Below are 18267 nucleotides of genomic sequence, written 5' to 3' on the forward strand. Positions count from 1 at the left end.
GCACTCTTGCAGTGCGATGGCTGCGTCGATCCTGGGGTCAACCGTTCTGGGCCACTCCACGGGCGACAGTGTGCCGTGACGCGTCGTAGTGGGCGGCGAGCAGGTCATCGCCGAAGTCACCCGAATGACGACGCCACACGGTGTGGACGTGGTTGGCCTCGTTGGCCGTGTTGTCGTACTCGATGAGCAGTTCCGGGCCCTGGATGCGGTAGTAGTGGCCCTCGCCGCGGCGTAGCGAGCCCTCCCACGAGAAGTGCAGGCGCTCCGGGTCGATCCGCGCGAGCTCCTCGTCGGCGAGCTCGAACGCCAGCCGGTCTAGGTAGAAGCGGACGATGTCGACGAGGAGTTCGCCTGCGGACTTGCCGAGTTGGGCCGGCGTGACGCCGACCGGTTCGGACGGGCTGACGCGCGGGGCGTTGCCGGTGCGGATGTCGTGCGGTGCGGTCTCCGACACGACGGCCAGGCGGCGGGCGGTTGGGCCCATGCGGTCGAGCAGGTTTCGGGCGAGTTCCTCTTCGAGCCGCAACGGTTGGCCGACGACGCGGCCGCGGTAGGTGACGCGGGCCGGGTTCGCACCGAGGAAGAACGGGGTCGCCGAGACACGACCGTCGGCGACGACCACATTGACCGACAGGTGGTGTCCTTCGACGCGCCACCCCCACGGCTCGTCGCCGCCGGGCGTGCCGAAGAGCACTGTCCAGAAGTCGCCGCTGTGCCGGTCGCGGTTCCCTCCCTCGCGGTGGTCGAGCACGTCTTCCAGAGCCATCACCGCCGCGGCCTGCGCATAGGCGTGAGGGCTGAGCACGGTCGCGAGCATGCCGTGCACCGCCTTGCGCTGGTCACGCCTGAGCTCGCCGAGCACGAGACCTGGTCGTGCGCCGGGCGTGTACGCCCAGCGATGCCGGAGGTCGTCGTCGGTGACAGCGCGAATGGCGTGTTCGCGCTGGTCCCCGTCGAGCAAACCAATATATTGGTGCGTGGCGTCAGCGACGTCGTGCAGCATCATTCGAACTTATAGGCCTTCAGGTTGCGCAGCAGCAGGTAGCAGTTCTGCAGTGAGCCGGAAGTGTCGCCTAGCGAGCGGTAGATGCCCCACTTCGGGCGCAACCGGTCGTCGAGCCACGTGTCGACGTTGCTCCTCGTCGCATCGAGGACGGTGCGGCCGCCTTCGCGAACGACCCAGCGGACGCGCCCTGTGCCGTTGCCGACCTTGATCTCGACCTCGGTGTCGATCCACTTGTTGTGCAGGGGCTCGAGGTCGACGTTGCCGACGAGGACGTTGCCTTCAGTGACCTTGAACTCGATCTTCTGCACGCCACCGGTGCGGCGCAGCGACATGACCGTCACGGGCGCGGAGCCGAGGCCGGGCATCTTGGTCTGCATGATGTGCGTGAACGACGTCGTCGACTTCAACGAGCTCGGGATGAACATGGAGTAGGTCCACTTCCACGTCTCGCCGTTGTCGATCTCCAGATTGCTCCCGCCCGCCTTCATACCGCGGACCTCATTGCGCTGCCGGTCGGTCGACGTGTCCCGGTCGCGGGTGTGCATGTCGAACCGGTAGTCGTTGCCCGACGCGTAGATGTGCTTCGTGCCCGGATGCGAGCCGGCCCGGTCATCCTCGACGCCCTCGAAGGCACCGAGCCCGTCCTTGTTCGCCTGCGGGCTCCACTTGAGCTTCCAGGTAGCCGCCCGAGCGAGCCCGGAACCTGTCATGAGCAGCGGAAATGCTGCCGCTCCGCCGATCAACGCCGAACGCCGAGAGATCTCCACGTTCGTTCCTCCCCACGATCCAGGGCGGCGGATTCAGGGAAAAGGTCTGCACCAGTTCGGGTGCGGGCGTGATCACATCACTGGTTGACTCCCGAGTCAATGTTCCGGCTGATCCTCAGGGTCAACGGCAGAAGCGCCAGCGGGATCAGCACGACACCGGCGAGCGAGACCACGTTGCCGACCTGGTCGACCAGCGGCATGTGCGACAGGTGACCCAGGTGGAAGATCAGGTGCGGAACGGCGAACACCAGGTAGCCGACCAGCGCCGCCTGGATCAGCCTGCGTTCCATCGTCACGGCCGCGAACACCAGCACCGCGCACAACGCGAGGTTGAGCGAGCCGAAGTCCCGCAGCAGGTGCTCGTTGAACGGCGGGAAGTAGGCCACCCACCGGTTCGTCGGCGACGGGAAGTTGTCGTAGAAGTTCTGCGGTCCCAGCAGCGACCAGCCGCCGACGATCGCCTGGACCAGGGCGAGGAACGCGAGACCTGCTCGAAGAATGCTCATACCCGCAAGGACGAGACACAGTCTCGACTTGTGACCGGAACAGGTGTTAGAAACATTACGTAATGAAGATGCCACATGATGATGACGCCATCTGGCGCGCCCTCGCGAACCCGCTGCGGCGCGCGATTCTCGACGTCCTGCGCACTGGCCCGCGCACCACGGGTGAGCTGGTGGAGGCGCTGGAGACCAGCCGGCACGTCGTCATGCAGCACCTCGGTGTGCTTCGCGAAGCCGATCTCGTGCTCGTGGAGCCGCGGGGCCGGAAGCGGGTCAATCACCTGAATCCCGTGCCCATTCAGCAGATCCACCAACGGTGGGTCTCCCACTACGAGGAGAACTGGGCCGCGGCGCTCGTCGGCCTGAAGCACGCGGTCGAGAGCGCCGGACAGGAGGATGAGGACGTTGGCTGAACCCGGCACCGAGCTGGTGCACAGCATCGTGATCGCCGCGCCCATCGAGAAGGTGTGGGCGGAGATCACCAAACTCGACGGCAAACAGCGCGCCATGATGGACGCGGTGCTCGACTCCGAGCTCAAGCCGGGCGCGCCGCTGTACTACCGGTCGCCCGATGGCAAGCGAGTGTTCGTCGTCGGTCGTGTCGTCGAGGTCGATCCGCCGCGGCTGCTCTCCCACACTCAACGGCTCACCATGCGCGACGATCCGTGGACCGTCGTCTCGTGGGAGTTGGAAGAGGTCGACGGCGGCACGCGTGTCACGCTGCGCAACTCCGGTTGGCCCGAGGGCGTCAAGCGCCTCGACAAGGTCGACGCCACCTGGAAGGGCATCCTCGCCGCGCTCAAGCAGGTCGTCGAGTCCGGCGACGTCGGTACCGGCCTGAAGCTCCAGTACGTGATGATGCGTGCCTTCATGTGGGCGATGCCGTCGGGCACCAAGTCCGAGAACGTCCCCGAGCCGCCCGCCATCGACCCGAACGTCGGCAGGGCCCGCTGAACGTGAATCCGTCTTTGGCAATGAGTCTTTTGACGACGTCGTCAAAAGACTCATTGCTAGGGAGCTGGTCAGGGTGGGTTGATAAGCCGATATATCAGTTGGGCGGTGCGGGCGAGCGCGGATGGGACTGCCGTGTAGCTCGGTGAGGTCTGTCCAGGCGCGAGGCGGCGATCACCGGAGAACAGCGTGTCGCGTGGATGCGAGCAGGTGCGGTGGTGGTGTGAGCGGGCGTCGGGCTCATGGTCTTGCCCCACCCGCCAGACAGGCAGCGGACACCGTCGCCACCGAGCGCGGCTCGGTGGCGACGGTGTCGACGAACAGCGATGAGTTGGAAGGACGCGGTGTCAGCCCTGGGCGATGTACGCCTGCAGCTGGTCCTGCGACTGTTCCAGCTGTCCGATTCGGCTCTTCACGACGTCACCGATGCTGACGATCCCGACCAGCTGCCCGTCCGACAGAACGGGCACGTGGCGGAAGCGTCGTTCGGTCATCACGACCGTGAGGCTGTCCACCGTGTCCGACGGCGAGCAGGTGAACACGTCGGTTGTCATGATCGCCGACACGGGTGAAGACAACAGGTCAGCGCCGTGTTCGTGCAGGCGGCGCACGACGTCGCGCTCGGACACGATTCCCGCCACGCCGGACGGGCCGACTACGACGATGGCGCCGACGTTGTGTTCGGCGAGCGTTCTGAGCAGTTCGGACACGGGGACGTCCGGGTCGATTGTCGCGACCGCCGATCCCTTGGTGCGCAAAACGTCAGCGATCCTCATCTGGCGCCTCCGATCCTGTCGGTCCGGTAGCAACTCAGGCTAGATCGGATCCGGACAGAACGGGAGATCAAACCCCGAAGGGAGCAGGGGGTGCATTCGATCGAATGCACCCCCTGCGGTGTCGCGCCCGGTTCGGCGTCGGCTACGCGGATCCTCCGCGGCGACGGGTCACGAACTGGCGCGGCTGGACTGCCGGAACACGCTGCTGCGGCAGCTGGAAGTGCGTGTTCTGGTCGTTCTTGCCTCGCTTCTGCGCGCGGCGGGCGGCGCGGTTGCTCGGCTCGGGCGGGGTGGTGGCAGGCATGCGAAAGCCTCCTCGTGAAGAGGGCGTGCGAGGGCACGGCGGAAAACGGCCGTGAGAGAAGGACCCGCGGAAGGGTCACCTGGGCGACGTCAGGTCGCGGAGGCAGCGGCTGGAGCGCTGCGGGGCTTCATCAGATGAAGAACATGTCCGCAACGCTAGCGATGTCGCCTCGGCGCGCCAACCGATTTATTTGCGGGCGCGGGCGGCGGCCGCCCCGGCACCGAGCATCACGAGGATGATCGTCACCATCGCCCACTTGCGGGACTTCGTCAGCGGCGTCGTCTCGGCTTCGAGCGGAAGGTCCTTGTGGGGCTCGGTTTTCTGTCGCGCGGCGCGCACCGGCGCCGGAACCGGTTGCGGGGGAACGGAAGAAGGCGTGGCCGTCGAGGGCGGAGGCGGCGCCGGAACGGCTGGCGCCGGAGCAGGCGGCGCCTTCGGGGGCGGAACCGGAGCCGGTGGCGGCGCCGGCACCTCGGGGCGGGGCGCGGGCGGTTCGACACGGGGCGGCATCGGCGCCGGCAGGCAGCCCGCCGCGTCGATCATGCCCATCGCCGGGCCCGACGCGAGCTCCACGGCGGCGGCGCCCGTGATCCGGTAAGCGCGGCTGAGGCCCTTGTGGCTGTTGTTGATGGCGAAGACGGCGCCGGCGGGGTCGATCACCACGGCCCCGTAGGTGGATCCGCCGAGCAGCGCCGCGATCTCCGTCCTGCCCAGCACTCGGCCGGACACCGGGTCGAACGTCACGACCTCGCCCGGTCCCCCACCCGCCGCCGACACACCGGTCAGCCTGCCGTTCGGGCCCGCCGCGAAGTCGTCGAGAGTGAGGGCGGGCCAGCCCAGAACCACGGTCCGCACGATCTTGAGGTACGACGGGCTGGCAGGGTCGATGTCGATGGCGTGCAGACGGGCGTTGTCGCGCACGTAGAACGTGGTGCCGACGACCGCGCCCGCGGACACGTCGTCTGTGCGGAACCAGTGCGCGTCAACAGGTCCGAGGTCGTTGACCACCCCGTTGGTGTCGATCAGCACCACGTGCGACGGGTTCTTCCACCATGCGTGCCCTTTCGACGTGAGACCGACCAGGCGGCGCAGCGCCGTCGAGTACCCCAGCGCGTTCACCGCGTAGCCGAGACGGGCCACCTCTGTCACCCCACCGGATGACACATCCACCTTCGTGAACGTCGACAGCTCGCCTCGGTGGAGTGAACGGACTCCGAACGCCTCACAGCCCGGAGATGCGGCATGAGCAACAGCGCTGGTGAACGGCACGGAAAGCACCAAAAACGACGAGACGGCACCCAATGCGAGACTATTCCGCCGCAACCGGAATGGAGTAGCCCAATACGACAACCGGGTATTGTTGCTGTTGCCGCGCATTCCCACCTGACCATTACTCGTTAACCAGACCGTGCTGTACCGGCCACAGTAGACCGTGGTCTAATCCCACACCAGAAAGGAGCCGAATTGAGCATTTACCTCAACGGCACGCTCTGGGTTCTCGGTGCCGCGGTCATCTCGGCCGTCCTCGTCGTCATCACCCGCCGGTTCGGCTCGGACGAGGTGGCGGAGAAGAACCTGGGCGCGGGCGGTTCGGTGTTCAGCATCGTCGCCGGCCTGCACGCCGTCCTGGTCGCCTTCATCCTGATCTCGCTGTTCGACGCCTCCAACGGCGCGGAGGAACAGGTGCAGAAGGAGGCCAACGCACTCGTCGCGGTGACCTGGGCGTCCGGCTCGCTCCCGGAACCCGCGAAGTCCACAGTGGACCAGCTGGTGCGCGACTACGTCTCGACCGTCGTCGACGACGAATGGCCCCGCATGCGTGAGGGCGAGGACGTCGGCAACACGGGCTGGACCACGTTGAACCAGCTCAGGGACACGATCGCGACCGCGGCGCCGGACGGTGACTGGCAGCAGGACCGCAAGGCCGAGGCCGCGAACCAGCTGTGGCAGGTCTACCAGGCCAGGCAGGAACGGCTGGACGCGGCGGGCAACGGCGTCAACCCGGTCGTGTGGCTCGCGCTGCTGATCGGCACCGGACTGTCGCTGCTGTTCCCGTACCTGTTCGGCGGCCCGAACCTGATCTCGCAGCTGCTGATCACCATCACGCTGAGCTCGACGCTGGTTCTGCTGCTGTTCGCGATCTACCAGATGCAGAACCCGTTCAGCGGCGGCGTGCACATCCCGCCGGACGCGTTCAGCGCCGCACTGGACCGGCTGAGCTAACGCGAATCGGTCATTCCGTCCGCTTCTTCGATCTCGACGGAGAGCACTTCGCCGTCGATGACCTTCGGCAACACGTCGGTGCGGCTGAAGTAGCGATTCGCGAATGCGCCGACCGCTCTGGTCGAGGCGGCGTCGACACCACCACCGATGACGCCGCCCAGCACCGGCACACCCTTCACCGCGATACTGCCGAGCTTTTTTGTACCGTATTTTGTGATGAGTGCCGACGCGGCCTTCTTGGTGAACTGCTTGATACCGACCTTTTTGAACAGCTCGGTCCCGGCATTGCCGAGCAGGCACAGCAGGATGGCCGTCTGCACCTCTTCGCTGTCGACGTCGTGGCCGCGCAACGACGCGATGGACGCGATGAGGTGCGTCTGGATCACGTAGGCGGCCGCGACGTTCGACGGCAGCGAGATCGGCAACGTGATCAGGCCGCCGAGGTTCGTGATGAAGCCCTGCGCGCCGGCCAGCGCGACGTGGGTCCGGATGAGGTGCTTGATCGCGTCGGTCTCGTCGCCCTTCTTGACGAGCGCGTCGGACGCGGCCTCGCGGGCACTCTTGAACGGGCCGAACCCGTCCACGCCCGCACGCAGCAGGTAGTCGGCGATGCCCTGCTGGACCTTGTTCAGCTCACCCTTGGACTCAGCCACAAACCCGAGATTACGCGTCCAGCTCGCGCCACGCGGCGTCAACTGTCTGTTCCAGCAGAACCGCAATCGTGGTGGGACCGACTCCACCGGGCACGGGCGTGATCAGGGCGTCCTTCACCGCGTCGAAGTCGACGTCGCCGACGTTGCCCTCGTTGTAGCCTGCGTCGATCACCACTGCGCCGGGCTTGATCCAGTCGCCTTGGACGAACCGCGGCTTGCCCACCGCCGCGACCACGACGTCCGCGGTGCGCACGATGTCAGCGAGGCCAACGGTCTTCGAGTGGCAGATCGTGACCGTGGCGTCGCGGGCCAGCAGCAGCATCGCCGCGGGCTTGCCGAGGATCGGGCTCCGGCCGATCACGACCGCGTGCTTGCCCGCGACGTCGACGTCGTAGGCGTCCAGCAGGCGCATGATCCCACCGGGCGTGCAGGACACGAACTCGTTGTGGCCGAAGGACATTCCGGCGAACGAGTGCATCGTCACGCCGTCGACGTCCTTGTGCGGCACGATCGCCTCGAACGCCGCACGCTCGTCGACGTGATGTGGCACCGGGTGCTGCAGCAGGATGCCGTGCACGGCCGGGTCGTCCGACAGCTCACGGATCTTCGCCACGAGCTCCTCGGTCGTCGTTTCGTGCGGCAGCGCCACGTGGCGGGACTCGAGTCCCGCCTTGTGGCACCGGTTCTGCTTCATCCGCACGTACGTGACAGACGCGGGGTCGTCGCCGACGATCACGGTGGCCAGGCACGGTTTGCGGCCTGTGCGCAAGGTGTAGTCGGCGGCCTTTTCGGACGCTCGCGCAACGATGTCGCGCGCGAGCTCGGTTCCACGCATGAGGTTCGTCATCAGTTCTCAAGTGTAGTGACCGCTCCCGTGCTGCCGTCCACAGTGATCCGCTCGCCGGTCTTGATCCGCGTCACAGCCTCCCGAACCCCTACCACCGCGGGGATTCCGTACTCGCGGGCGACGACCGCGCCGTGCGAGTTCGCGCCGCCCATCTCCATCACGAGGCCGCCGGCCGTCAGGAACAACGGCGTCCAGCCCGGGTCGGTCGACGGGGCGACGAGGATCTCGCCCGGTTCGAGGTGCGCGCCGACCGGGTCCATCACGACGCGCGCGATACCGGTGATCGTGCCCGCCGACGCCGGGGTTCCTGCCAGATCGCCTTCCACAGGGCCGCCGTGGTGCACGGCTTCGGCGTCGGTGCCGTCCGACAACAGCACGCGCGGGATGTGCCGGCGCCGCATCTCGCGGTCGTACACCTCGCGACGCGCGGCCACGATCGAGCGCAGATCTCTTTCCGCGGAGCGCATTTCCTCGAAGGAGAGGAAGTACACGTCGTCGGTCTGCGTGAGCCTGCCCTGGGCCACCAGTTCGGCGCCGACGTCCGAGATCCGCTTCCGCAGCGCGCCGAACAGGGTGATGATCAGGTACTTCGGGTACTCCCGCAGGCCGGCGAGCAACCTGGTGCGGCGCAACGCGAAGCGCACGAACCAGCCGCGGCCCCACGCACGGCGGGCCAGCATTTCGATCATCGCCTCGGCTTCGGCGGCACCGCGCGCGAAGACCGCGTCAGGGGCGGCGTTGTCGTCTTCGAGCCGCAGGAAGTTCCGCACCACGCCGGTGACGTACGTCGAGTCGTCGGACCACCGCGGCAGGCCCAGGTCGATCTCCGCGACGGCGCGGTGACCCCACCTCGCCAGGAAGCGATCGAGCGCTGCGGGTCGCTCACCGTCCTGGAACTGCCGCAGCGCAACGGGATCGCGCCGGATCTCCTGTGCGAGGTCCCACATCGCCATGTCCATCTCGGTGGTGATGTTGTTCGGCAGGCCGCGCAGAACGGTCTGCAGCTCGCCCGGCTGCGTCTTCACGATCTTGCTGACGAGGCCGAGCATCGCGAACCCGACGAGCGCGGTCGGCGCGAGTCGCGGCATCACCGGGACGACGCACTGCCGCAGTGCCTGCTCGATCGAGAGGTTCGCGGACATTTCCAGGATTTCGCGTTCCATCAGCAACGCGTTCCGCACGGCCTTCTGCGGGTTCACCACCGCCTTCCAAATGGTCACCGGCACGCGGAACCGGCGCGCGAGCCGCAGCACGCGCTTGATCGCGGGCCCCGGTGAGGAGTTCGTGATCGCGAACCGCGGGTCGTCGAACAGGCCGCGCAGCACCTCCGACGAGCGTGCCTCCATCACGCCGAGCAGCCGCGTGATGAACTCGCGGCCCACCTTGCTCCGCAGCACCTTGGTGACGTCGAAGAAGATCCGCTCGCCGTTCTCCACGTAGGACCGGCTCGCCGGATCCCCGATGATGATCTCGAAGGCCGTCTTGGCGACCTCGCCGAACGCAGCCCGCCCCATCGGGGTGATCGGCCGTTCCAGGCCCTGCGCGAGGCTGAAGCAGAAGTAGACGTGGTCCCCGCCGTCGGGGTTGTCCGGCAACGGGAACAGCGTCGTGATCGGCCTCGACTGGGTGAGGTGCAGCTCGCCGTCGGCGTCGATCGCCCACTCGGTGTCCTGCGGCGCGCCGTAGTGCTGCTGCACCTTGCGGCCGAGGACGGCTAGCGCGTGGATCTGCCCGTCGGTCAGGCAGGGTTCCTCGTTCTCGTCCACCTCGACGTGCTCGGTGCCGCCTCCCGGCAGCGACCGGATGACGAACTTCTTGTCCCCCACACGCTTCTCGACGATCTCGCTGCCGTCGACGACGAAGTGGTCGGGGTTGACCGCACCGGACACGACGGCCTCGCCGAGGCCGGGGCTCGCGTCGATGACGATCTGGTCGCGCTTGCCGGTGACCGGGTTCGCGGTGAACATCACGCCGGAGATCGCGGACTGCACCATCCGTTGCACGACAACGGCGAGGTAGGTGGTGGTGTGGTCGATGCCGTTGGTCTCGCGGTAGCTGACCGCGCGGTCGGTCCACAGAGAGGCCCAGCACCGGCGCACCGCGTCGACGACCGCGTCCTCGCCGACGACGTTGAGGAACGTGTCCTGCTGGCCGGCGAAGCTCGCGAACGGCAGGTCCTCGGCCGTCGCGCTGGACCGCACGGCGACCGGCACCCGAGAGTCACCACTGTCGCCGAGCTCGCGGTACGCGTCGACGATCGCGTCGCGGATCTCCTGCGGCACAGCGGTTTCCAGCAACGTCCTGCGGGCGTTCTCCGGCGTGGTGCTCGCCAGGGCATCCGCCTCGGCGACGGCGCGATAGGCGTCCGTGGTGACGCAGAAGCTCTGCGGCACCGGCAGGCCCGCGCCGGTGAGCTCGCCGAGGTTCGCGGCCTTGCCGCCGACAACGGCCAGCATGGTGCCGTCGATGGAGCTGAAGTCGATGACGAGCGACATGGTTCCCCTCCAGGGTCCGTCTGGAGAGGAGGTTACGAGCGTCCGGCCAAAAACTCAACACGTGATGAATAAATCACACCGTTGGAGTGAAACCCCTGATCAGGGCGGCGATCTCCGCGAGGTTCTCCTCCAGGGCGAAGTGCCCGGTGTCGAACAGGTGCAGCTGCGCACCGGGCAGGTCACGCAGGTAGGCCTTGGCGCCGGGCTCGATGAAGAACGGGTCGCCCCTGCCCCACGTGATCAACGTCGAGGGCTGGTGCTCACGCAGGTAGGCCTGCCACTCCGGGTACTTGGCGACGTTGGAGTGGTAGTCGAGGACGAGGTCGACCTGGGGTTCCGGGCGCAGGTCGAGGTAGTGCTGGTCGAGCGTCCACGTGTCGGGCGAGATCGTCTCGGGGTCGCGCGCGCCTTCGAGGTAGCCGAACCTCGTGTACTCCAGCGCGAGCATGTCGCGGGCGGCCCGCGGGTCGCGGTTGGCGATGAAGTTCTTGGCCAGTTCGGAGAGGCCGTCCTCGTAGGCGTTGCCGTTCTGCACGATCAGGCCCTTGATCCACTCCGGGTGACGGCTGGCGATGCGGAAGCCGACCGGGGCGCCGAAGTCGAACACGTACATCCGGAAGCCCGTGAACCCGACGGTTTCCAGGAACTTCTCGATGGTGTCGGCGAGGAAGTCGAAGCTGTACCGCTGCTCTGGCGCGTCGCTGTGGCCGGAGCCGGGGTTGTCGGGCGCGATGACGTGGAAGTCGTCCTTGAGCTCCTCGATCAGCCGCGCGTACTGGTGCGACGCGGACGGAAAGCCGTGCAGGAGCAGGAGTTTGGGTGCGTCCGGGTCGCCGGCCTCCCGGTAGAAGATCTTGATGCCGCCGACGTCAGCGAACCGGTGCCTGGTCACATGCATCTTTGCCGTCATGACGCATTAGACTAATGGTAAGTCGCCATGTTGTACAATTAGAACGTGCTCGCACTGGACTTCGTCAACACGCTGACGGCCGAGGAGGATCGCCTGCCCCAGTGGCTGGCCGAGCAGGGTCTTCCCTGGTCGGAGGCCGTTCTGGAGCTGCGCGGCCACGTCGAGGCCGCCGTGCTCGCGGCACGGGACGGCGACGAGCCGGACCTCGCGCCGGTGAACGCGGCACTGCGCGGCGCCCCGGCGTACGAGGTGCTGTCGTGGTCCGGGTCCGTCGTGCGGACGCAGGAGCGACAGGGCGACGAGGTCTCGCGGGCGCTCGCCGTGCTGGCGGGTGCGGCGGCGGACCTGCTGACGTCACCGGCCGTGCTGAAGGTGAAGACGTGCGAGGGGCCGGGGTGCCGGTTGCTGTTCGTGCCCGCGCACCCGCGACGCCGGTGGTGCGATCCCGCGACGTGCGGGAACCGGGTGCGGGTGGCGCGGTACTACCAGCGGCACAAGGACTAGCGGCGCACCCAGTCCGGGAGGGGTTCGCGTTCGTCACGCCATTCGCGCGGCGGCGTCGCGATGATGCCGCCGACGATCGCGGCGGTGGTGTCGACGTCGCCGCCCGCCTGGACGCACGTCGTGATGGCGGCGCGGTAGTCGCCGAGGTGGCGGGCGGCGACCCAGAGCGTGAACGGCACGGTGTCCTGCGCCGTCACGCGTGAACCGTTGCCGAGAACGTATGCGGCTTCCTCGGCGGTCTGGATCCGGCGCGCTTTCTCGATCCCCTTGCGCACGAAGGAGTCTTCGAGGTGGTCGAGGACGCTTCCGAGCAGGTCCGGCGGTGGTGTGCCGGTCAGCCTGGCCTTCGCCGCGACGGCCGCCGCGTGCGCCACGGCGAGGCCGCCCATGACGCCCTCCGGGTGCTGGTGCGTGACCTCGCTGGCCCGGATCGCCTGCGTGGTCACGGTTTTCGGGTCGTCGGCGAAGTACGCGCCGAGTGGCGCGATCCGCATCGCGGCGCCGTTGCCGCACGAACCCTGACCGTTGAACGCGCTTCCGGCCGCCTCCTTCCACGGCGTGCCCTGGCGGATCTTGCGCAGGATGGTGAAAGCTCCGGCGCCGTAACCGCGATAGGGCTCGCAGCGATCGGCGAAGGTCGCCGCGAGCCGGTCCTGGTGGACGTCACCGTGATCACGGAGCTGGCGACGAGGTCGGGCAGCGAGCGGCCGACCATGAAGAACTGTGCGCATCGCCTGTCATTTTACCTTGCCCCGCAACGGATTTCAGGCGATCACGGTACCGCCGTCGACGGTGAGGATCGTGCCGGTCGCCCACGGCTGCGTCATCAGGTAGAGGTACGCGTGCGCGATCTCCTCGACCTCACCGACACGCTGGAGCGGCAACGTGGCCGCGACGTCCGCGTACAGCTGCGAGGCGTCCGGCCCCCACAACGGGCTGCGCACCACGCCGGGGCTGACCGCGTTGACCCGCACCGGCGCGAGCTCCACGGCCAGCGCCTTGGTCAGCGCCTCGACCGCGCCGCAGATGCTCGCCGCGACCGCCCAGCCCGGTCCCGGCCGGTCCTTCGCGATGCCGGTGGTGAGCGTGATGGACGTGGTGACATCAGCGGCTTTGACCGCGTCGAGCACGCTGAAGTACCTGAGGCCGAAGAAGGACCTCGCGCGGTCCCGGTCGAAGTCGGTGAGCGTCATCAGTTCGAGCGGCTCCCCCGCCGTGTAGACGAGGTGGTCGATCTGGCCGATCGCCGTGAACGCGTCCGCGACGGCGGCGGGATCGGTCAGATCGGCCGGGTGGGTGGCGATGCCGTGCTGCGGTCCTGGTTTGCGCGAGACGATCGTGACCTGAGCGCCCGCGTCCCGTGCCGCGTGCGCCGTTGCCAGGCCGATTCCCGAGGAGCCGCCGAGGATCGCGACCCGCTGTCCGTCCAGTGTGGATTTCATGGTTCCCAGCGTGCTCCGCGAAGGCGCCGGCGGTCCAAGACCTGCTCCGTCGTCTGCCATACCCTGGAGGTATGGACCTGGACCTGCGGAAGCTGCGCTACTTCGTGGCGGTCGCGGAGCACCTCGGCTTCGGGCGTGCCGCCGAGGCGCTGCACATCGCGCAGCCCGTGCTGTCCCGGCAGATCCGCGCGCTGGAGTCCGAGCTGAAGGTGCAGCTGTTCGACCGGTCGTCGAAGGGCACCCGGCTGACCCCGGCCGGTGAGCAGCTGCTGGCGGACGCACGGCCGTTGCTGGCGCAGGCGTCGGCGTTGCTGCGGCGCGTGGGTGTGGCGGACACGTTCACGGTCGGGTTCATGCCGGGCTTGATCATCACGCCCGCCGTGCGCCTGCTGGCGTCGCGGCACCCCGGGCTGCGGGTGGACGTGCTGCGGACGACGTGGGACGACCAGGTCGAGGTGATCCACGACGGGCGCGTGGACGTGAGCTACGTGCGGCTACCGGTTCCCGAGGCCGGACTGCGCCTCCTGCCGGTGTTCACCGAGCCTCGGGTGCTGGTCGTGCCGACGACGCATCGGCTGGCGGGCAAGGAAAGCGTGCTGGAGGCGGACCTCGCCGGTGAACGGCAGGTCCAGCACTCGACCCCGCCGGGGTTCCGGTCGGTCGAGGAGAAGCTGGAGCACGTCGCGCTGCACGGCGGCGTGGCCGTCCTGCCGTTGTCGACGGCGCTGTTCTACTCGCACAAGGACCTGGTGCACGTCCCGATCGAGGACATCGCGCCGAACGAGGTCGCGCTGGCGTGGGCGGAACACCGGCAGACGCCGTTGATCACCGAATTCGCAGCAGTGGTCAGCGAGATTGCCCGGCAGGGGTGAAGACGAAGCTGTCGCGGAACCCGCCGTCACCACGCCGGGTCGCCATCAGCCGCAGCTCGGGCATGAAGTGGAAGAAAACCAGCGAACCCGACCGGTCCGGGTAGCCGAGCGTCTTCGAGTACTTCGGGTTGGTGCCACCCAGCCACAGCGGCGGCTCGCCGTACTCCGCGATCACGTCGTCGAGCAGGCAGTCCTGTTCGCCCAGCACACCGGGGATCCGGCTGTCCGCGTCGAGCGACAGCCAGCCCTGCCGGTGCGCGAGATCCGCGTACACCGACGCCATGACGTCCTCGGCGCGGTGACCGAGCGCCTCGTGGACGGCGCCGCTCACCATCGCCGCGTTCGCCGCTCCGCGCTTCACCAGCGCGTCGAGCTCGGCCTGCCACCGGTCGGTGCGGTCGTCGGCGAACGCGAGCGCGTCGAGCAGGGTGAGGATCACCGGCTCGCCGCCGTACATGCCGGGGCGCCGGACAGCCGCGTTGAGCTGGCCGAGCAGGTAACCGCGTAAATCGTCGAACGAGCGCATTCCCGTTGTTCTATCAGTTGTGGCGCTGCCGGTATAACGCCGGATGGGCGGCCCCGTGCGGAGCCGCCCATCCGTCACATCACTTCAGCTCAGCTGCAGCCGGACGTGCTGCCGCAGCCCTCGCACAGGTAGCACGAGCCGGCCGGACGCATCTTCGTGCCGCAGGTCATGCACAGCGGCGCGTCAGCGGCCTTGCCCAGGTGCAGCTCGAGCAGCTCGGTCGAGCTGCCGACCTGCTTCGGAGCAGCGGTCTCGACCGCGGCCTCCACCGCCGGGGCGGCCTCGACCGAGCCGCGCAGGCCCTCCAGGTCCACATCGGACGAAGGCGCGCCGTACTCGCCCGCCACCTGCGCGGAACGCTCGTCGGCGGTGAAGATGCCGAGCTGCGCGCGCTTGTCGTACGGCAGGTAGTCGAGCGCCAGACGACGGAACAGGTAGTCCAGCACCGACGTCGCGATGCGCACGTCCGGGTCGTCGGTCATGCCCGCCGGCTCGAAGCGCAGGTTCTGGAACTTCGAGACGTAGAACTCGAGCGGGATGCCGTACTGCAGACCCACGGAGATGGACATCGAGAACGCGTCCATCACGCCGGCCAGCGTCGAGCCCTGCTTGCCCAGCTTGACGAAGATCTCGCCGAGGCCGTTGTCCGGGTAGGAACCGGCGTGCAGGTAGCCCTCCGCGCCACCGACCGTGAACGACACGGTCTGCGACGGGCGCTTCTTCGGCAGGCGCTTGCGGACCGGGCGGTACTCGACGACCGTCTCCGCGGTCTTCTTCTCCTCGGCCTTCGCGGACTTGCCCGCCGACAGCGGCTGGCCGACCTTGCAGTTGTCGCGGTAGATCGCGAGCGCCTTCAGGCCGAGCTTCCAGCCCTGGTAGTAGATCTCCTCGACGTCCTCGACGGTCGCCGTCTCCGGCATGTTGACCGTCTTGGAGATCGCGCCGGACAGGAACGGCTGCGTGGCCGCCATCATCCGCACGTGACCCATGGGCGCGATGGAACGCTCGCCCATCGCGCAGTCGAAGACCTCGTAGTGCTCGCGGCGCAGGCCCGGCGCGTCGACGACGTGGCCGTGCTCGCCGATGAACTCGACGATCGCCTCGATCTGCTCTTCCTGGTAGCCCAACGCCTTCAGCGCGCGCGGCACCGTCTGGTTGACGATCTGCATCGAGCCGCCGCCGACGAGCTTCTTGAACTTGACCAGGGCCAGGTCCGGCTCGATACCGGTGGTGTCGCAGTCCATCATCAGGCCGATGGTGCCGGTGGGGGCCAGCACGGACGCCTGGGCGTTGCGCCAGCCGTTCTTCGCGCCGATCTCCAGGGCCTGCTGCCACGCCTCGGTCGAGACCTTGTGCACCGCCGCGTCGTTCGCGTGGTACGTGCGGATGAGGTCGTTGGCGGCGGCGTGCTTGCGCATGACGCGCTGGTGCGCCGTGGCGTTGCGCTTGTAACCGTCGTACGCGCCGACGATGCCCGCGAGCTCCGCGGAACGGCGGTACGAGACACCGGTCATCAGCGAGGTGATGGTCGCGGCGAGTGCGCGGCCGCCCTCGGAGTCGTACGCGTGGCCGGTCGCCATGAGCAGCGCGCCGAGGTTGGCGTAGCCGATGCCGAGCTGGCGGAACTTGCGGGTGGTGTCCGCGATCGGCTCGGTCGGGAAGTCCGCGAAGCAGATCGAGATGTCCATCGCGGTGATGATCAGCTCGACGGCCTTGGCGAACGTGACGGCGTCGAAGCGGCCGTCGTCACCGAGGAACTTCATCAGGTTCAGCGACGCGAGGTTGCAGCTCGAGTTGTCGAGGTGCATGTACTCCGAGCACGGGTTGGACGCGGTGATGCGGCCGGACTCGGGGCAGGTGTGCCAGTCGTTGATCGTGTCGTCGTACTGGATGCCGGGGTCGGCGCACTCCCACGCGGCCTTGGCGAGCTTGCCGAACAGCTCCTTGGCGTCGACGCGCTCGATGACCTCACCGGTCTGGCGCGCGCGCAGGCCGAAGTCGCCGCCGCCCTCGTAGGCGTGCATGAACTCGTCCGACACGCGGATCGAGTTGTTCGCGTTCTGGTACTGCACCGACACGATGTCCGCGCCACCGAGGTCCATGTCGAACCCGGCGTCGCGCAGGGCACGGATCTTGTCCTCTTCGCGTGCCTTGGTCTCGATGAACTCGACGACGTCCGGGTGGTCGACGTCGAGGACGACCATCTTGGCCGCGCGGCGGGTGGCGCCACCGGACTTGATGGTGCCCGCGGACGCGTCGGCGCCGCGCATGAACGACACCGGGCCGGACGCGGTGCCGCCGGAGGACAGCAGCTCCTTCGACGAGCGGATGCGCGAGAGGTTCAGGCCGGCACCGGAGCCGCCCTTGAAGATCAGGCCCTCCTCGCGGTACCAGTTCAGGATCGACTCCATGGTGTCGTCGACCGCGAGGATGAAGCACGCGCTGACCTGCTGCGGAGAGCTGGTGCCGACGTTGAACCACACCGGTGAGTTGAAGCTGAACACCTGGTGCAGAAGCATGTAGGTGAGCTCGTGCTCGAAGATCTCCGCGTCCTGCTCGGAGCCGAAGTAGCCGTGCTCCTTGCCCGCGCCCACGTACGTCTTCACGACGCGGTCGATCAGCTGGCGCAGCGACTGCTCGCGCTTGTCGCTGCCGACGGCACCGCGGAAGTACTTGCTGGTGACGATGTTGGTGGCGTTCACCGACCAGAACTCGGGGAACTCGACACCGCGCTGCTCGAAGTTCACCGAGCCGTCGCGCCAGTTCGTCATGACGACGTCGCGGCGCTCCCAGGTGACCTCGTCGTAGGGGTGGCGGCCTTCGGTGGTGTAGACGCGCTGGACCTTCAGCGCGGCAGGCTTGGCAGCCGCCCGTGCGGCAGTCTTCTTGGCTGAACCGCCGACCGTCTCGGTCACGGTGGATCTCCCTCGTACTGGTGCTTAGAAAGATGGTGTACGCACGCGCTGTGGAGCGCGCGGATCACTGCTCGGCCGGAACGTCCTCGGCGCGAGCAGTGCGAAGATCAAGAATTTCCTTCTCGAAGTCCTCGACGGACGAGAAGGACCTGTACACGCTCGCGAAGCGGAGGTACGCAACTTCGTCGAGCTCCCTCAACGGGCCGAGGATGGCGAGGCCTACCTCGTGACTGGCGATTTCCGCGCATCCCGTCGACCGGATCGACTCTTCCACTCGCTGGGCGAGCTGCTGGAACGCGTCCTCGTCGACCGGGCGGCCCTGGCACGCCCTGCGCACGCCGACGACCACCTTGTCGCGGCTGAAGGGCTCCGTCACCCCGGAGCGCTTGACCACGGCGAGAACCGCTTCTTCGACCGTGGTGAACCTGCGGCTGCAGCTGTTGCAGGAGCGACGACGACGGATCACCTGACCCTCGTCGACCTCACGGGAATCGACCACCCGTGAGTCCGAATGACGGCAAAACGGACACCGCACGTCTGTTCACCCCTCCCCGGCGCAGCACCCGTCGCAGC

20 protein-coding genes are annotated in these 18267 nt (G+C 67.8%); 5 read left to right on the forward strand and 15 right to left on the reverse strand.

Features of this window, described 5'->3' with window-relative positions; all coding sequences use genetic code 11:
- Positions 1–37: 37 nt before the first annotated feature.
- The 3 genes from ACFOWZ_RS22040 to ACFOWZ_RS22050 all read right to left on the reverse strand — a co-directional run bounded on the left by ACFOWZ_RS22040 (position 38) and on the right by ACFOWZ_RS22050 (position 2279).
- Positions 38–1003, reverse strand: a complete 966-nt coding sequence (locus tag ACFOWZ_RS22040; protein WP_382375354.1) for a DUF3500 domain-containing protein — start codon at positions 1001–1003, stop codon at positions 38–40.
- Positions 1003–1773, reverse strand: coding sequence for a Tat pathway signal sequence domain protein (locus tag ACFOWZ_RS22045; protein ID WP_382375356.1), 771 nt, complete (start codon positions 1771–1773; stop codon positions 1003–1005). The genes ACFOWZ_RS22040 and ACFOWZ_RS22045 overlap by 1 nt, the downstream gene beginning before the upstream one ends.
- A 77-nt stretch (positions 1774–1850) precedes the next feature.
- Positions 1851–2279, reverse strand: coding sequence for a hypothetical protein (locus ACFOWZ_RS22050; protein ID WP_382375358.1), 429 nt, complete (start codon positions 2277–2279; stop codon positions 1851–1853).
- A gap of 68 nt (positions 2280–2347) precedes the next feature.
- Here ACFOWZ_RS22050 and ACFOWZ_RS22055 point away from each other — a divergent pair, with 68 nt between their 5' ends.
- The gene (locus tag ACFOWZ_RS22055; protein WP_156093529.1) at positions 2348–2689 is read left to right on the forward strand and encodes an ArsR/SmtB family transcription factor; all 342 of its coding nucleotides are present in this window, start codon (positions 2348–2350) and stop codon (positions 2687–2689) included.
- A complete protein-coding gene (locus tag ACFOWZ_RS22060; protein WP_382375361.1) occupies positions 2673–3230 on the forward strand; it encodes an SRPBCC domain-containing protein in 558 nt (185 codons plus the stop codon). The genes ACFOWZ_RS22055 and ACFOWZ_RS22060 overlap by 17 nt, the downstream gene beginning before the upstream one ends.
- A gap of 344 nt (positions 3231–3574) precedes the next feature.
- On the opposite strand, the gene ACFOWZ_RS22065 is transcribed toward ACFOWZ_RS22060, so the two are convergent.
- The 3 genes from ACFOWZ_RS22065 to ACFOWZ_RS22075 form a co-directional block, all read right to left on the reverse strand.
- Complete coding sequence (locus ACFOWZ_RS22065) at positions 3575–4003, reverse strand: CBS domain-containing protein (RefSeq protein ID WP_382375363.1); 429 nt, start codon at positions 4001–4003, stop codon at positions 3575–3577.
- 142 nt (positions 4004–4145) lie between these two features.
- Positions 4146–4307 carry a hypothetical protein gene (locus tag ACFOWZ_RS22070; RefSeq protein WP_156093530.1) on the reverse strand — a complete coding sequence of 54 codons (162 nt, stop codon included), beginning with the start codon at positions 4305–4307 and terminating at the stop codon, positions 4146–4148.
- Positions 4308–4493: 186 nt separating this feature from the next.
- A complete protein-coding gene (locus tag ACFOWZ_RS22075) occupies positions 4494–5684 on the reverse strand; it encodes a DUF6923 family protein (protein ID WP_382375365.1) in 1191 nt (396 codons plus the stop codon).
- Between the two features lie 87 nt (positions 5685–5771).
- Here ACFOWZ_RS22075 and ACFOWZ_RS22080 point away from each other — a divergent pair, with 87 nt between their 5' ends.
- Positions 5772–6530 carry a bestrophin-like domain gene (locus tag ACFOWZ_RS22080; protein ID WP_382375367.1) on the forward strand — a complete coding sequence of 253 codons (759 nt, stop codon included), beginning with the start codon at positions 5772–5774 and terminating at the stop codon, positions 6528–6530.
- Here ACFOWZ_RS22080 and ACFOWZ_RS22085 read toward each other — a convergent pair.
- The 4 genes from ACFOWZ_RS22085 to ACFOWZ_RS22100 form a co-directional block, all read right to left on the reverse strand.
- The gene (locus tag ACFOWZ_RS22085; protein ID WP_382375369.1) at positions 6527–7225 is read right to left on the reverse strand and encodes an EcsC family protein; all 699 of its coding nucleotides are present in this window, start codon (positions 7223–7225) and stop codon (positions 6527–6529) included. The two genes, ACFOWZ_RS22080 and ACFOWZ_RS22085, sit on opposite strands and share 4 nt — an antisense overlap.
- Entirely contained in the window at positions 7194–8033 is an 840-nt protein-coding gene (locus tag ACFOWZ_RS22090; protein ID WP_382375831.1) for a bifunctional 5,10-methylenetetrahydrofolate dehydrogenase/5,10-methenyltetrahydrofolate cyclohydrolase, read from the reverse strand. The genes ACFOWZ_RS22085 and ACFOWZ_RS22090 overlap by 32 nt, the downstream gene beginning before the upstream one ends.
- Entirely contained in the window at positions 8030–10525 is a 2496-nt protein-coding gene (locus ACFOWZ_RS22095) for a PEP/pyruvate-binding domain-containing protein (protein ID WP_382375371.1), read from the reverse strand. Before ACFOWZ_RS22095 ends, ACFOWZ_RS22090 begins: the two co-directional genes overlap by 4 nt.
- 73 nt (positions 10526–10598) lie before the next feature.
- On the reverse strand, positions 10599–11435 hold the full coding sequence (locus ACFOWZ_RS22100) for an alpha/beta fold hydrolase (RefSeq protein WP_382375373.1): 837 nt from the start codon (positions 11433–11435) through the stop codon (positions 10599–10601).
- A 45-nt stretch (positions 11436–11480) separates the two neighbouring features.
- Here ACFOWZ_RS22100 and ACFOWZ_RS22105 point away from each other — a divergent pair, with 45 nt between their 5' ends.
- Entirely contained in the window at positions 11481–11939 is a 459-nt protein-coding gene (locus ACFOWZ_RS22105) for a CGNR zinc finger domain-containing protein (protein ID WP_382375375.1), read from the forward strand.
- Here the strand turns inward: ACFOWZ_RS22105 and ACFOWZ_RS22110 are convergent.
- The gene (locus tag ACFOWZ_RS22110; RefSeq protein WP_382375377.1) at positions 11936–12670 is read right to left on the reverse strand and encodes an ADP-ribosylglycohydrolase family protein; all 735 of its coding nucleotides are present in this window, start codon (positions 12668–12670) and stop codon (positions 11936–11938) included. The genes ACFOWZ_RS22105 and ACFOWZ_RS22110 overlap by 4 nt on opposite strands.
- A 33-nt stretch (positions 12671–12703) precedes the next feature.
- Positions 12704–13381 carry an SDR family oxidoreductase gene (locus ACFOWZ_RS22115; RefSeq protein ID WP_382375379.1) on the reverse strand — a complete coding sequence of 226 codons (678 nt, stop codon included), beginning with the start codon at positions 13379–13381 and terminating at the stop codon, positions 12704–12706.
- 71 nt (positions 13382–13452) lie between these two features.
- Between ACFOWZ_RS22115 and ACFOWZ_RS22120 the strand changes: the two genes are divergently transcribed.
- Positions 13453–14253, forward strand: coding sequence for a LysR family transcriptional regulator (locus tag ACFOWZ_RS22120; RefSeq protein ID WP_382375381.1), 801 nt, complete (start codon positions 13453–13455; stop codon positions 14251–14253).
- On the opposite strand, the gene ACFOWZ_RS22125 is transcribed toward ACFOWZ_RS22120, so the two are convergent.
- The 3 genes from ACFOWZ_RS22125 to nrdR form a co-directional block, all read right to left on the reverse strand.
- Entirely contained in the window at positions 14228–14779 is a 552-nt protein-coding gene (locus ACFOWZ_RS22125) for a hypothetical protein (protein ID WP_382375383.1), read from the reverse strand. The two genes, ACFOWZ_RS22120 and ACFOWZ_RS22125, sit on opposite strands and share 26 nt — an antisense overlap.
- An 89-nt stretch (positions 14780–14868) precedes the next feature.
- On the reverse strand, positions 14869–17694 hold the full coding sequence (locus ACFOWZ_RS22130) for a vitamin B12-dependent ribonucleotide reductase (RefSeq protein WP_382375385.1): 2826 nt from the start codon (positions 17692–17694) through the stop codon (positions 14869–14871).
- 64 nt (positions 17695–17758) lie between these two features.
- Positions 17759–18229 (reverse strand): transcriptional regulator NrdR, encoded by a 471-nt coding sequence (nrdR, locus tag ACFOWZ_RS22135; RefSeq protein WP_086666468.1) that lies wholly within the window; start codon positions 18227–18229, stop codon positions 17759–17761.
- Between the last annotated feature and the right edge of the window lie 38 nt (positions 18230–18267).

It is taken from the genome of Lentzea rhizosphaerae (assembly GCF_042649515.1).
Taxonomy (GTDB): Bacteria; Actinomycetota; Actinomycetes; order Mycobacteriales; family Pseudonocardiaceae; genus Lentzea; species Lentzea aerocolonigenes.

Coding starts and splice junctions, on each gene's coding strand:
- ACFOWZ_RS22075 (WP_382375365.1), bottom strand. CDS start 5,684: ATGCGCGGCAACAGCAACAATACCCGGTTGTCGTATTGGGCTACTCCA.
- ACFOWZ_RS22055 (WP_156093529.1), top strand. CDS start 2,348: ATGCCACATGATGATGACGCCATCTGGCGCGCCCTCGCGAACCCGCTG.
- ACFOWZ_RS22095 (WP_382375371.1), bottom strand. CDS start 10,525: ATGTCGCTCGTCATCGACTTCAGCTCCATCGACGGCACCATGCTGGCC.
- ACFOWZ_RS22065 (WP_382375363.1), bottom strand. CDS start 4,003: ATGAGGATCGCTGACGTTTTGCGCACCAAGGGATCGGCGGTCGCGACA.
- ACFOWZ_RS22060 (WP_382375361.1), top strand. CDS start 2,673: ATGAGGACGTTGGCTGAACCCGGCACCGAGCTGGTGCACAGCATCGTG.
- ACFOWZ_RS22110 (WP_382375377.1), bottom strand. CDS start 12,670: ATGCGCACAGTTCTTCATGGTCGGCCGCTCGCTGCCCGACCTCGTCGC.
- ACFOWZ_RS22120 (WP_382375381.1), top strand. CDS start 13,453: ATGGACCTGGACCTGCGGAAGCTGCGCTACTTCGTGGCGGTCGCGGAG.
- ACFOWZ_RS22125 (WP_382375383.1), bottom strand. CDS start 14,779: ATGCGCTCGTTCGACGATTTACGCGGTTACCTGCTCGGCCAGCTCAAC.
- ACFOWZ_RS22100 (WP_382375373.1), bottom strand. CDS start 11,435: ATGACGGCAAAGATGCATGTGACCAGGCACCGGTTCGCTGACGTCGGC.
- ACFOWZ_RS22050 (WP_382375358.1), bottom strand. CDS start 2,279: ATGAGCATTCTTCGAGCAGGTCTCGCGTTCCTCGCCCTGGTCCAGGCG.
- ACFOWZ_RS22070 (WP_156093530.1), bottom strand. CDS start 4,307: ATGCCTGCCACCACCCCGCCCGAGCCGAGCAACCGCGCCGCCCGCCGC.
- ACFOWZ_RS22115 (WP_382375379.1), bottom strand. CDS start 13,381: ATGAAATCCACACTGGACGGACAGCGGGTCGCGATCCTCGGCGGCTCC.
- ACFOWZ_RS22040 (WP_382375354.1), bottom strand. CDS start 1,003: ATGCTGCACGACGTCGCTGACGCCACGCACCAATATATTGGTTTGCTC.